Source organism: Vibrio chanodichtyis, from assembly GCF_028863985.1.
GTDB lineage: Bacteria > Pseudomonadota > Gammaproteobacteria > Enterobacterales > Vibrionaceae > Vibrio > Vibrio chanodichtyis.
In genome coordinates, this window is sequence record NZ_JARBFT010000006.1 from 87,392 (window position 1) to 101,151 (window position 13,760).

The 13,760-nt window shown below is 48.1% G+C and carries 13 protein-coding genes; 6 read left to right on the top strand and 7 right to left on the bottom strand.

Features of this window, described 5'->3' with window-relative positions:
• Positions 1–25: 25 nt before the first annotated feature.
• On the top strand, positions 26–592 hold the full coding sequence (gene efp, locus PUN32_RS08105) for an elongation factor P (RefSeq protein ID WP_166014211.1): 567 nt from the start codon (positions 26–28) through the stop codon (positions 590–592).
• Between the two features lie 166 nt (positions 593–758).
• Here efp and frdD read toward each other — a convergent pair whose 3' ends face one another.
• The 4 genes from frdD to frdA are packed head-to-tail and all read right to left on the bottom strand — an operon-like array spanning position 759 to position 4,089.
• On the bottom strand, positions 759–1,121 hold the full coding sequence (frdD, locus tag PUN32_RS08110; protein ID WP_274722589.1) for a fumarate reductase subunit FrdD: 363 nt from the start codon (positions 1,119–1,121) through the stop codon (positions 759–761).
• 10 nt (positions 1,122–1,131) lie between these two features.
• Positions 1,132–1,515, bottom strand: coding sequence for a fumarate reductase subunit FrdC (frdC, locus tag PUN32_RS08115; protein ID WP_274722590.1), 384 nt, complete (start codon positions 1,513–1,515; stop codon positions 1,132–1,134).
• A 2-nt stretch (positions 1,516–1,517) separates the two neighbouring features.
• Positions 1,518–2,276 (bottom strand): succinate dehydrogenase/fumarate reductase iron-sulfur subunit, encoded by a 759-nt coding sequence (locus PUN32_RS08120; RefSeq protein WP_274722591.1) that lies wholly within the window; start codon positions 2,274–2,276, stop codon positions 1,518–1,520.
• Between the two features lie 13 nt (positions 2,277–2,289).
• Positions 2,290–4,089 carry a fumarate reductase (quinol) flavoprotein subunit gene (gene frdA, locus PUN32_RS08125; RefSeq protein WP_274722593.1) on the bottom strand — a complete coding sequence of 600 codons (1,800 nt, stop codon included), beginning with the start codon at positions 4,087–4,089 and terminating at the stop codon, positions 2,290–2,292.
• 302 nt (positions 4,090–4,391) lie between these two features.
• On the opposite strand from frdA, the gene epmA reads away from it, so the two are divergent.
• From epmA to cysE, 5 genes are all read left to right on the top strand, one after another.
• Positions 4,392–5,366 (top strand): elongation factor P--(R)-beta-lysine ligase, encoded by a 975-nt coding sequence (gene epmA, locus PUN32_RS08130; RefSeq protein WP_274722594.1) that lies wholly within the window; start codon positions 4,392–4,394, stop codon positions 5,364–5,366.
• A 128-nt stretch (positions 5,367–5,494) separates the two neighbouring features.
• On the top strand, positions 5,495–5,929 hold the full coding sequence (locus PUN32_RS08135) for a rhodanese-like domain-containing protein (protein WP_274722595.1): 435 nt from the start codon (positions 5,495–5,497) through the stop codon (positions 5,927–5,929).
• 165 nt (positions 5,930–6,094) lie between these two features.
• The gene (secB, locus tag PUN32_RS08140; protein WP_274722597.1) at positions 6,095–6,559 is read left to right on the top strand and encodes a protein-export chaperone SecB; all 465 of its coding nucleotides are present in this window, start codon (positions 6,095–6,097) and stop codon (positions 6,557–6,559) included.
• A 172-nt stretch (positions 6,560–6,731) separates the two neighbouring features.
• Positions 6,732–7,766 (top strand): NAD(P)H-dependent glycerol-3-phosphate dehydrogenase, encoded by a 1,035-nt coding sequence (gpsA, locus tag PUN32_RS08145; RefSeq protein WP_274722598.1) that lies wholly within the window; start codon positions 6,732–6,734, stop codon positions 7,764–7,766.
• 100 nt (positions 7,767–7,866) lie between these two features.
• Entirely contained in the window at positions 7,867–8,688 is an 822-nt protein-coding gene (cysE, locus tag PUN32_RS08150) for a serine O-acetyltransferase (RefSeq protein ID WP_274722600.1), read from the top strand.
• 101 nt (positions 8,689–8,789) lie between these two features.
• On the opposite strand, the gene PUN32_RS08155 is transcribed toward cysE, so the two are convergent.
• The 3 genes from PUN32_RS08155 to argE all read right to left on the bottom strand — a co-directional run bounded on the left by PUN32_RS08155 (position 8,790) and on the right by argE (position 13,658).
• A complete protein-coding gene (locus PUN32_RS08155; protein WP_274722602.1) occupies positions 8,790–9,329 on the bottom strand; it encodes a PadR family transcriptional regulator in 540 nt (179 codons plus the stop codon).
• Between the two features lie 357 nt (positions 9,330–9,686).
• The gene (gene ppc / locus PUN32_RS08160; protein ID WP_274722604.1) at positions 9,687–12,317 is read right to left on the bottom strand and encodes a phosphoenolpyruvate carboxylase; all 2,631 of its coding nucleotides are present in this window, start codon (positions 12,315–12,317) and stop codon (positions 9,687–9,689) included.
• Between the two features lie 204 nt (positions 12,318–12,521).
• Positions 12,522–13,658, bottom strand: a complete 1,137-nt coding sequence (argE, locus tag PUN32_RS08165) for an acetylornithine deacetylase (protein ID WP_274722606.1) — start codon at positions 13,656–13,658, stop codon at positions 12,522–12,524.
• Positions 13,659–13,760 lie beyond the last annotated feature (102 nt).

Below are 13,760 nucleotides of genomic sequence, written 5' to 3' on the forward strand. Positions count from 1 at the left end.
AACTCGAAGATAGTAAGAGGAAAAAATGGCTACTGTTAGCACGAATGAGTTTAAAGGCGGTCTCAAAATTATGCTTGATAACGAGCCTTGTGTCATTCTCGAAAACGAGTATGTAAAACCAGGTAAAGGTCAGGCATTCAACCGCGTGAGAATCCGTAAGCTGCTTACTGGTAAAGTTTTGGAAAAAACATTCAAATCGGGTGATACCGCTGAAGTGGCTGATGTTATCGATATCGATCTGGATTACCTGTACAACGATGGCGAATTCTACCACTTTATGAATAACACCACCTTCGAACAGTTGGCTGCGGATGTTAAAGCCGTGGGCGATAATGCGAAATGGTTGGTAGAAAACAATACCTGTATGTTGACGCTGTGGAATGGTAACCCAATCGCAGTGACGCCACCGAACTTCGTTGAGTTAGAAGTGACCGAAACCGATCCAGGTGTGAAAGGTGATACGCAAGGTACAGGTGGTAAACCAGCGACGCTCTCTACTGGTGCGGTAGTTCGTGTACCTCTATTCGTTCAGATTGGCGAAGTGATCAAAGTTGACACGCGTTCAGCAGAATACGTTGGCCGTGTGAAGTAATAGATTACGCCCCAACCATTAAGCCAACCGTAAGGTTGGTTTTTTTATGGGCTGTGTTTTGTTTGCTGTACGTAGTGGATCATCGGGCTGGCGGCGCTTCATGCTGCAGCCGATAAAAAAGCGGACCTCAATTGAGGTCCGCTAATCGATTGGTGATCACCGAGGGTTAGATCATAAAGATAAACACAACCGCCAAGATAGTGATAAGGCTGGCAAAGCCGTAGCAAGCGATTTTACCCGCCACACCAGTGTGGAATTTCAGGTCATGCATTCCGTGATGAACACGGTGCATAGCATGCCACATTGGCAGCGCTAAGGTACCGATAATGAATAGTGCACCAATAATGCTAGTGGCGAAACTAGTGACACGCTCATAGCTCAGAGCTTCTGCATCCAACACACCGAGTGGTGCTAGGATTGCTAGTACCAGAATCGTGATTGGGGTGATCATGGCAAACCAAGTGCCACCTGCACCAAACAGGCCCCACCATACTGGTTCGTCTGAACGTTTTGGGTTGGTATTAATCACAATAAGCTCCTTACACCACAATAAGCACGATCAATGAGATAAACGCCACGGCGGCCCACTGTGCTAGCACAATGATTTTTTTATCAACTAGTTTGCCACCTAAACGAATAGGTACCACTTGTGGCATCATGCTAAAGAAGGTTTGCGCATGAAACAAGCTGGCGACTAATGCTACGATGTTGATCGCAATGACAATTGGATTGGCCATGAAATCTAACCATGCTTGCCAAGCTTCTGGGCCTTTAACCAGCGATCCTAAACCAAAGGTTAGGAACAAGGTAAATAGGATCAGTGGTAGGATGGTCGCTTCACGTACCATATAGAAGCGGTAGAAAGGATGATCTTTCCACCAAGTCCGCTTCATTTCACGCACATAAGGTTTACGGTTACTCATCCTTAAGCCTCCACTTTCTTCGGTGAACCGTCTGGGTTCAACATTGCAATCACGAAGTCTAATGATGACTCCACTTTACCTTGGTTAACTGCAGATGCTGGATCAACGTGTTTTGGACACACTTCTGAGCAGTAACCCACAAAAGTACAGCCCCAAGCTCCGTTATCACCGTTGATAAGCTTCATACGCTCAGCTTTACCGTTGTCACGGCTGTCGAGGTTGTAGCGATGTGCCAGAGTCAGTGCCGCAGGGCCTAAAAACTCAGGATTGAGACCGAATTGCGGACAAGCTGCGTAACACAAACCACAGTTGATACAACCAGCGAACTGTTTGTACTTCGCCATTTGCTCTGGAGTTTGCAGGTTGGTACCATCTTCTGGCTTACGGTCATTGCCGATGATGTAAGGTTTGATCGCTTCAAGACGCTCGATAAACGGCGTCATATCGACGATCAGATCTTTTTCAATCGGGAAGTTGGCCAGAGGCTCAATTTTCACACCTTCTGGGTAGTCGCGTAAGAAGCTCTTACACGCCAGTTTTGGCACGCCGTTGACCATGATGCCACACGATCCACAGATCGCCATGCGGCATGACCAGCGGTAAGAAAGATCTTTATCGAGATGATCTTTCACATAGCCAATCGCATCGAGTACTGACATGGTTTCATCAAACGGTACTTCGAAACGTTGCATGTTGGGTTCTGCGTCTGTTGCTGGGTCGTAGCGCAGAATGTCCACTTTTTGAATACGTTGTGCTGACATTATTTTTGCTCCTCTACGCTTTTTCAGCGGCTGCCGCTTCTGCCGCTGCTGCTTTTTCTGCCGCTTCACCATATAGACGCGCTTTTGGCTGCGACTTGGTGATTTTCACTGGGCTGTAATCAATCTTCGGTGTTTGACCGGCTTGATAGAATGCCAGTGAATGCTTGAGGAATTGCACGTCATCACGCTCAGTACAATTTTCGTCAAGACGTTGATGCGCACCACGCGACTCTTTACGCAGGATCGCTGAGTGAACCATCGCCTGTGCCACATCCAGACCATAACCGACTTCAATCGCGTACAGCAGGTCAGTGTTGAACACTTTGCCTTTGTCTTTGATGCTGATGCGCTTATAACGCTCTTGAAGCTCAGCCAGTTTGTCGATGGTTTGTTGCATCAGATCTTCTTGGCGGTAGATACCACAACCGGCTTCCATGGTGTGACCCATTTCGGTACGGATGGTCGCCCAGTTTTCATCGCCTTCTTGTTGCATCAGCGCTGCGATACGATCTTCCACCGCTTTAACTTGAGTCGCAATTGCAGCTTCGTTCCAGCCTTTAAATTCAGCAGCGCGCTCGACGGCTTTTTCACCGGCTACGCGGCCAAAGACCACGAATTCGGCTAGCGAGTTAGAACCTAAACGGTTGGCACCGTGTAGACCCACTGAAGCACATTCACCGACGGCAAACAGGCCTTTAATACGCGTTTCACATTCACCATTGGTTTCAATACCACCCATGGTGTAGTGCACGGTTGGGCGAATTGGAATCGGCTCTTTGGCTGGATCAACGTTAACGTACGCTTTTGCCAGTTCACAGATAAATGGCAGACGTTCTTGCAGATATTCTTCGCCTAAGTGGCGTAGATCAAGCATCACCACATCACCAAGCGGGTGTTTGATGGTGTTGCCTTTTTGCTGCTCATGCCAGAAAGCTTGGGAAACTTTGTCACGCGGACCCAGTTCCATGTATTTATTCTTTGGCTGACCCACTGGGGTTTCTGGTCCCATACCGTAGTCTTGCAGGTAGCGGTAGCCGTTTTTGTTAACAATGATACCACCTTCACCACGACAACCTTCGGTCATCAGGATACCGGTACCTGGCAGACCCGTTGGGTGATACTGCACAAATTCCATATCACGTAGTGGGATACCATGGCGATACGCCATTGCCATGCCGTCACCTGTTACGATGCCGCCATTGGTATTACAGTGGTAAACGCGTCCTGCGCCGCCAGTAGCTAATACCACCGATTTGGCTTTGATCAGAACCAGTTCGCCTTCCGACATATGAATCGCGATCAAACCTTGGACTTGACCTTCATCCACCAATAAATCCACGACAAAGTACTCATCGAATCGTTTGATTTGTGGGTACTTCATTGAAGTTTGGAATAGGGTGTGTAGCATGTGGAAGCCGGTTTTATCGGCCGCAAACCAAGTGCGCTCAACTTTCATACCGCCAAAACGACGGACGTTGACTTCACCATTGTCTTTACGGCTCCAAGGACAACCCCATTGTTCCATTTGCACCATTTCGCGGGTCGCATTGGCAACAAAGTATTCAACAACATCCTGTTCACATAGCCAGTCACCACCGCCAACGGTATCGTTGAAGTGATTATCTAAACTATCTTCATCCTTGATAACTGCTGCGGAGCCCCCTTCGGCCGCGACGGTGTGAGAACGCATCGGGTAAACTTTAGAAATCAGTGCGACTTCTAAGTTAGGGTTTGCTTCAGCCGCTGCAATAGCAGTACGAAGACCAGCGCCGCCAGCGCCGATGACCGCGATATCTGTGGTGATAATTTGCACAGTTATCCTCCAGTGTGATTATTTTATTTATGGACTAAGTTAGGCCCAGTGCCTGGAATAGTGAGAGAGGATGCAAACGCGATTTCTTATCGTTTTCATCACGCTCTACCCCACCTATTAAGTGGTAGTGATAGTGTAAAATAGCTTGGCAATTTAAAAATTGATTCCGCTAGGTTTTTGCTGCGGAATTACCAACTTAAGTCCATTAATTGCATTGTATGTGACTGGTGTCACAATTGGGTTTGGATTTTGATTCTGAGCAAGTACAATTCGTGCTCTGTGTTGACTTACTAAGTGATGTTATGACCACTGCTGACTGGATGCCGAGTGCCTCGATCCGCCAATTAAAACAGCGTGCGGCTTTGCTGCGCCAGATCCGTAAATTTTTTGCCGAGCGTGACGTATTGGAAGTGGAAACGCCTGCCATGAGTCATGCGACGGTGACCGATGTTCACCTCCAGACGTTTCAAACCGAGTTTGTTGGGCCTGGTTATGCACAGGGCGGCCGGTTGCACTTGATGACTAGTCCTGAATTTCATATGAAACGTTTGTTGGCGGCAGGCAGTGGTTGTATTTACCAGCTTGGTAAGGCGTTTCGTAATGAAGAAAATGGTCGTTACCACAACCCAGAATTTACTATGCTGGAATGGTATCGCGTCGGTTTTGATCATCATGATTTAATGGATGAAATGGACGATTTACTGCGCTTAGTGTTAGGTGGTACAAGTGCCGAGCGGATCACTTATCAACAAGCGTTTTTAACGGTGCTGGGCGTGTGTCCACTCGCAGCAAGCATGGCGGATTTAAAGCGAGTGGCGGCAACGCTGGGTTTAAGTGATATCGCTGAGCCTGAGCAAGATCGTGACACTTTATTGCAACTGCTGTTTAGCATCGGTATTGAACCGAAAATTGGTCAAACTACGCCGATTTTTGTGTATGACTTTCCAGCCTCACAAGCAGCATTAGCTAAGATCAACCGGTTAGATGGGCGAGTGGCAGATCGCTTCGAGGTCTATTTTAAAGGTATTGAATTAGCCAATGGTTTTCATGAGTTGGATAATGCGGCTGAACAACTGGCTCGTTTTGAAGCGGATAACGTTAAGCGCGGTGAGATGGGCTTGCCCGCGCAGCCGATAGATTACCACTTAATTGCGGCATTAGAAGCGGGTTTGCCGACCTGTGCTGGGGTGGCATTGGGTATTGATCGCTTGATCATGTTGGCGTTAGATGAGGATCATATCGACAACGTCACCGCCTTTCCATTTCCTCGCGCCTGATCCGTTTCTCAGTTTGCCACATTGGTCGCTGGTTTCACCCCAGTTTTAACGAGGTAAGCGCTCGCGTCTCGCAGCCAACCTCGTTATACTCCTCATCTGATTTGAACCCCATTGCAAGAGCACAGGATATGCAAGAGTACATTGAGTTTTTTCAGCAAAATATGATCCTTTCACTGGCTTGGATTGGTATTTTGGTGGCGTTAATCGCCAGCATTTATAAATCAGCCACCGCCGCTTACCAAGAAGTGACCGCGAGCCAAGCGACACACTTAATTAACCGTGAAAACGGCATTGTGCTGGATATCCGCAGTAAAGATGAGTTCAAACAAGGACACATTACCGATGCGCTGCACATTTTGCCCTCTGAGATTAAGGCTGGAAACTTGGCGGCACTTGAAAGCCATAAATCAAGCCCCATTATCGTGGTATGCAAAACCGGTCAGACCGCGCGTGAAAGCGCCCAACTGCTGACTCAGGCTGGCTTTGAGAAGGTCAATCTTCTTAAAAATGGCTTGATTGCTTGGAATGAAGCAAACCTGCCTTTGGTGCGTGGTAAACGCTAAATAGCAGGACAAGAGGTCAGGGCTGGCGAAAATGTCAGCGCTTGATGATGAGAGTTGTGATATCGCCCACGTAATGGTTTAGTCACCTAGTGATCATTCGCACTCTCAGTTAGTCTCAGGACATCTTGACTTTTGAATCGAATTATCTGAATTAAGGATGAAATCATGGCTGAAGCAGCACAAGCCCAGCAACAACAGTTTGCTATTCAACGTATCTATCTGAAAGATGTCTCTTTTGAAGCGCCAAACTCACCAGTGATGTTCCAAAAAGAGTGGAATCCAGATGTGAAACTGGATCTCGACACACAAAGCCGCGAACTGGGCCAAGGGGTTTATGAAGTTGTTTTGCGTTTGACCGTCACGGTGAAAAATGCCGAAGAAACCGCCTTCCTGTGTGAAGTACAACAAGCGGGTATTTTTGGTGCTGAGCAGATGGAAGCGGGCCAATTGGCACATTGTTTAGGCGCTTTCTGCCCGAACATCCTATTCCCATATGCACGTGAAACGATTTCAAGCTTAGTGGTGAAAGGCACTTTCCCACAATTGAATTTAGCACCAGTGAACTTTGATGCGCTGTTCATGAACTATCTGCAGCAGCAAGCTGAAGGTGCAACACCCGCTAACGCTTAAGTTAGGCGGTTGTCACTTTACTTTGATGAAATGCACAGCGCGGTTGCGATGTGCATTTTTTTATTCTAGCGACTGAATGGTGGCTTAATCAGCGCAGTGATCATGCGAGTCTGCAATTTTGCCGACTTTAAGTATAGAATAGAGCCCAACTTCGTTATCGATAGGCGCAATAATGAGCGAGACACATAACCATAATGGCTACGGGAAACCGATTGAAATGACGGTAATTGGTGCCGGATCTTACGGTACTTCGCTGGCGATTTCACTGGCCCGTAATGGAGCGAATATTGTCCTATGGGGACATGAAGTCGAGCATATGGCTCGTTTGGCCGCCGAGCGGGCCAATCACGAATTTTTACCCGATATTGCGTTTCCTGATTCATTGATTGTGGAAACCGATTTACAGAAAGCGGTGCAAGCGTGTCGTGATCTATTGGTGGTGGTGCCAAGCCATGTATTTGGTCTGGTGCTAAACAGCTTAAAGCCATATTTGCGTGCTGATAGCCGGATTTGCTGGGCGACCAAAGGGTTAGAGCCAGAAACCGGACGCTTATTGCAAGAGGTTGCGCACGATGTGATTGGCGATAGCTATCCATTGGCGGTGCTGTCTGGGCCAACGTTTGCCAAAGAGCTGGCGATGGGGATGCCGACGGCCATTTCAGTCGCTTCGCCCGATGCGCAATTTGTGGTTGATCTACAAGAAAAAATCCATTGCAGCAAAACATTCCGCGTCTATGCCAACAGTGATTTTATCGGCATGCAGTTGGGCGGCGCCGTGAAAAATGTGATTGCGATTGGCGCAGGGATGTCCGATGGGATCGGCTTTGGGGCCAATGCGCGTACCGCGCTGATCACACGCGGTTTGGCCGAAATGAGCCGTTTAGGTGCCGCGTTGGGAGCCAAACCAGAAACCTTTATGGGCATGGCCGGACTGGGCGATTTAGTGCTGACCTGTACCGACAATCAATCACGTAACCGTCGCTTTGGCTTAGCGCTTGGTCAGGGGAAAGATGTCGATAGCGCGCAAAGCGATATCGGTCAGGTAGTCGAAGGCTATCGCAACACCAAAGAAGTGTGGATGCTGGCGAAACGGATGGGTGTTGAGATGCCAATTGTTGAACAAATTTATCAAGTATTGTATCAAGGTAAAGATGCGCGACTGGCGGCTCAGGACTTGCTGGCTCGTGATAAGAAGATGGAGCGCTAAGCTCTGGTTTGCTGCTCAACCGCAGGTAAATCCAACGGACGAGATAATATCGATTAGATGGCGGGCTCGCGCCTTCTCTTGATTGGGACACAAATAAGCAATGAAACAGTGTGCGCATACTAAGGTTTGGCAAACGATAGTGGTGGAAGCTCGTGAGCAGTCAGAGCAAGAGCCAATGCTCGCCAGCTTCTATCACGCGACGATTATTAAACATGACAGTTTAAGCTCGGCGCTCAGTTATATTTTGGCCAACCGTTTGAGTACCGCCTCGATGCCCGCTATGGCGGTGCGAGAGGTGATTGAAGAGGCATTTGCCGCTGAACCGAGCATTACCCAGTCTGCCGCATGCGATATTTGTGCGACGGTGACTCGCGATCCGGCAGTGTCTATGTATTCGATGCCACTGTTGTATCTCAAGGGTTATCACGCACTGCAAGGCTATCGAGTCGCGAATTGGTTGTGGCGGCAAGGGCGCAAAGCGCTCGCGACTTATCTGCAAAATCAAATTTCGGTCGCTTGCCAAGTCGATATTCACCCTGCGGCGCGTATTGGTCGTGGCATCATGCTCGATCATGCGACTGGGATTGTGATTGGTGAGACGGCGGTGGTTGAAAATGATGTGTCGATCCTCCAAGACGTTACTTTGGGCGGTACCGGTAAGGAGTGTGGTGATCGGCATCCGAAAATTCGCGAAGGAGTAATGATTGGTGCTGGCGCGAAAATTTTAGGCAATATCGAAGTGGGTGAAGGCGCAAAAATTGGCTCTGGCTCAGTCGTCTTGCAAGCGGTGCCACCACACACCACAGTAGCTGGGGTTCCGGCTCGAATTGTCGGACGTCCACAATCCGATAAACCCTCACTGGATATGGATCAGCAATTTAATGGCCGTACGCAAACCTTTATTGGTGGCGACGGGATTTAATTCGGCGTAGCTTGAGTTTGAAGCTGATGGCTGAATGGGGGTCAAAAAGATTAAAGGATGATGTCACCATCATCCTTTTTTACATTAAATAGGCAGTTGGCTTACGCCAGCTCAGCCAATTCCGCCAACACTTCATCGGCCCATTGGATCCAAGCTTGGCGAACCAATAAATTGCGACGTAGAGTTAAGCGTTCTAAACGTTGCGCTTTGTCGAGTAGTCTTGGGGTCGCATAGTAAGCCGCTTCGATCTCTTGATAATGTGCGACCAGTTTGCGTGATTCTTCCACCAGTTCGGTGAGTTGCAAGCGATAAGGTTCTGCCGACTGAATCGAGCAGGCCATCAGTTTAGCGCTGAACTCATCGCGTACAGTTGGGTGAGCAGTAGGCTGCTCAAACCACTCACCTAAAGCGCTGCGGCCTGTTTGAGTAATTGAATAGATTTTACGGTCCGGTTTGCCTTCTTGCGGTTGTAATACACAAGTGACTAAACCTTGCTCACCCATTTTATTTAATTCGCGATAAACCTGCTGGTGACTCGCTTTCCAAAAGTAGCCAATACTGGCAGAAAATTCTTTAGTGATATCGTAACCGGTTGCATCGCGTGTGCTAAGAACAGTAAGGATAACGTGTGGTAATGACATGTCTTCAATCCAAAATTAAGTCAACATAAACTTTCATTCAAACCGTGGTGTGCTTCTTGTGGCACGTATATCCATTGGTTTAAATAAACGCAGTCGAGATATCTGACTGCTTATGTCACCTTATAAAACTGATTGTCACCTAGCTTGGCGTATGTCTGTGCATACTTTAATTGCGCAATAAGTTGCTATTACTTATCGCATTGGTCAGTAGTATATCCAAATAATAAGCATTAAGTGGAATACAAAATGGTTGATTAAGTAAAAAACTGATAATGTTCTCAATAATGCCAAAGTTCCAAATAAAAGACTGCAAAAATGCAGTCTTTTAGGATTTTAAGTTATTGAATTATGATTTTTTTAACCAGTATTACGCATTCCGGCGGCAATCCCAGCAATTGTCACCATCAGTGCTTCTTCAAGTTCTACGCTCGGCTGTTGCGATTGACGAGTTCGGTACAGCAATTCCGCTTGCAGCATGTTGAGTGGCTCGACATAGATATTGCGCAAACGAATCGATTCATGCCCCCAAGGATTGCTCTGCATTAAGTTCTCATTGTTTTCGACATTAAGCACCGTTTGGATATCTTTTTGCAATTGGGCGCGCAATTTTTCACCCAGTGGACGCAGTGCGGGATCGACTAAACGTTGATCATAATATTCGGCAATCTCAGGGCTGCACTTGGTGTAGACCATTTCGAGCATGCCAAGCCGAGTTGAGAAAAACGGCCACTCGCGACACATGGCTTCCAGCAGTGCTTGATGCCCTTTATCGATCGAGAATTGGATCGCTTCACCAGCGCCAAGCCAAGCCGGTAAGACTAAGCGGTTTTGGCTCCAAGAGAAAATCCATGGAATGGCGCGCAGGCTCTCTACTCCACCATGCGGATTGCGTTTCGATGGGCGTGAGCCCAGTGGCAATTTACCCAGCTCTAATTCCGGGGTTGCTTGGCGGAAGTAAGGTACAAAATCGGGCTCGCCACGCACGACATGGCGATAGGCTTCACAAGAGACCTCGGATAGCACATCCATCAGATCGCGCCACTCTTGCTTTGGCTCTGGTGGTGGCAATAAGTTAGCTTCTAAAATTGCACTTGCATACATGTTGAAGCTGTTAACTGCAACATCGGGCAGTCCAAGCTTGAAGCGGATCATCTCGCCTTGCTCGGTAACGCGTAGTCCACCTTTTAGACTTTTTGGTGGCTGTGAAAGGAGTGCGGCATGGGCCGGTGCACCTCCGCGACCAATGGTACCGCCGCGACCGTGGAATAGAGTAAGTTCAATACCGACTTCTTCGCTCACGTTAACCAATGCTTCCATCGCACGGTACTGCGCCCAGCCCGCGGCCATGACTCCAGCATCTTTGGCGGAGTCTGAGTAACCAATCATCACCATTTGGTGGTTTTGAATAAAGCCACGGTACAGATCGATGCTCATCAATTGACGGATCACCGATTCGGCATTGTTTAAATCTTCTAAGGTTTCAAACAGTGGGCAGACATCCATACGGTAAGGGCAACCAGCTTCTTGCAGTAGCAGGTGCACCGCCAGTACATCGGACGCGGTACGGGCCATCGAAATTACATAGGCACCAAACGCATCTTTTGATTGCAGCGCAATGATTTTACAAGTGTCGATCACCTCTTTAACCGATTCCGAAGGTTGCCAATCACGTGGCAATAGCGGTCGTTTAGAATTGAGTTCGGTGGTCAGGAACGCGATTTTATCTTGTTCGCTCCACTGCTCGTAATCACCAATCCCAAGATAGCGGGTCAGCTCAGAAAGTACTTCAGCGTGGCGTGAGCTTTCTTGGCGAATATCAAGGCGTACCAGATGCACGCCGAAGGCTTTGATACGGCGCAGGGTATCGAGTAGCGAACCATCGGCGATCACGCCCATGCCACACTCATGCAGTGATTGATAACAAGCGTAAAGTGGTTCCCACAATTGATCGACCGTTTGTAGCGGCGCTTTGACCGCCAGTTTTTGACCGTTAACTTTGGCATCCAAGATGGTGATCGTTTCTTGCAGCAAGCTGCGTAGGCGCTTTAGAATCGCGCGGTACGGTTCGTGCTCCTCGCCGGCTAAAGCGCGTACCGCATCATTACACTTGGTCATTGAAAGTTCGCTGACTAGCTCATTGATATCGGTCAGATACAAATCGGCCGCTTTCCAGCGCGATAGCAACAGCACTTCCCGCGTGATGGTGTGAGTGACAAACGGGTTGCCATCACGATCGCCGCCCATCCACGAGGAAAAATGCACCGGACGAGCGTCAATCGGCAAGCCTTCGCCTAAGTGAGATTGCACCTGCTCATCCAGTTCACGTAAAAATTCAGGTACCGCGTGCCACAGTGAACTTTCAACTACCGCAAAGCCCCATTTGGCTTCATCGAGCGGGGTTGGGCGCTGCTGACGGATCACATCTGAGTGCCAGCTTTGTGCAATCAATTGCTCCAAACGCCGTTCGGTATTATGGCGCTCTTTTGACGAGAGTTCGCTCAGCTCGAGTTTGGACAAACATTCATTGATTTTGACCAATTTATTGATCATGGTGCGGCGAGTGATTTCGGTCGGATGAGCGGTTAACACCAACTCAATATTCAGATCACGAATGGCTTGCGCAGTATCGAACTGGCTGACCGATTTTTGCGCCAGTTTTGCGAATAAATTGCTGAGGGAATCTAGCCCATTAACATCGCTCTCGCAGTGGCGAGAGAGGGTGTGGTACTGCTCAGCGATATTGGTCAGATTCAGAAATTGGTTAAACGCACGAGCGACCGGAGTCAACTGATGATTGGGGAGATGTTTGATCTCTTCAATCAGCAGTTCACGGTCAGCTTGATTGCCTGCTCTGGCGGATTTAGAAAGTTTTCGGATGGTTTCCACTTTTTCTAAAATAACGTCGCCATCGGCGGCTTGGATTGTCTGGCCGAGTAATCTACCCAACATGCTTACGTTACTTTTAAGCGCAGCGTATTTTTCGTTCATTGTCATCCTGCCTTGAAAAAAAATTACATCCAGTATTAGTCCAGTTAATTACACAATCTTGGCCGTTTTGTCCAGTAAGCTAGCGGTTAAGGCTAAAATTTGGTTTATTAATCGGCGCTTTTGTGTGGCGCTTGTTTAACTAACTGGACTAATTTGTTGAAAACTTCTTACAAAAAGCCTGAGGTTGCGCTAGCTGTGATCGATTTAGAAACAATATTTCAGCATTGCGCGTGACAGAATATTCAGCGTCGGCTCAATAAATTCAAAGGCTAAAAATTCATCGGGTTGATGCGCTTGATCAATCGAGCCGGGGCCGAGCACTAAGGTTGGGCAAACTTGCTGTAAGAACGGCGCTTCGGTACAGTAATTGACGGTTTGTGCGGTTTGCCCACACAGTTCACTCATGTTGGTAATAAAGGGCTGTTCAGCGGGACACTCATAGCCCGGGATCGGTTCATGCAGGGGGACCAACTCAATCCGCCCTGGCCATTTTTGTTGCACTTCTCCCAGAGCTTCGCGCATCAGGTTATCTAAACCCTCTAAGCTCATCCCAGGTAGCGGACGCACGTCATAATGCAATTCGCAGCAGCCACAAATCCGATTTGGGCTATCGCCGCCGTGAATATGGCCAAGGTTGAGTGTTGGGGTCGGAATTTCAAATCCGGGATGCTGATAAGTTTTGATTAAGCGGTCACGTAGCTGCATCAGCGCAAATAGCACTTCATGCATAATTTCAATCGCATTAACCCCTAACGCGGGATTGGATGAGTGGCCAGATTTACCGGTCACTCGGATCGCATTGGCGACATGGCCTTTATGGGCGCGAATGGGCACTAGGCTGGTTGGCTCACCGATAATGCAGTAATCGGGTTTAAATGGTGTGCTGGCGGTGAAGTGACGCGCGCCGAGCATGGTGGTTTCTTCATCACAAGTGGCAAGAATATACAGCGGCTTACTCTGTTTGCTCCAATCAACTTTTTTCACTGCTTCATAGATAAAGGCGAAAAAGCCTTTCATATCGGCGGTACCCAATCCATAAAAGCGATTATTGGCTTGAGTTAGCGCATGTGGATTGTAATTCCAACGCCCTTGATCAAATGGCACCGTATCACTGTGTCCGGCTAACAGTAAGCCACCTTCGCCGCTGCCTAATTGGGCGATCAAATTCTGCTTATGCTCTGCCACCTGCTCAATGTGGATGGTAAAGCCGAGCGCACTTAGCCACTCCGCTAATTTTGCGATCACCTGCTCATTACCTTGATCCCAGCGTGTATCGGTTGAGCTGATCGAAGAAGTTGAAATCAGGCCTTCATAGACCTCAAGGAAACTGGGTAACGACATTTTATCTTTACTCCTACTATTGACAGGGGGACAGCGAAACGGTAAAACACATATTAAATCACTTTGTGTGAATAAAAAATCAATTAATCGTAGTTTTTAAAG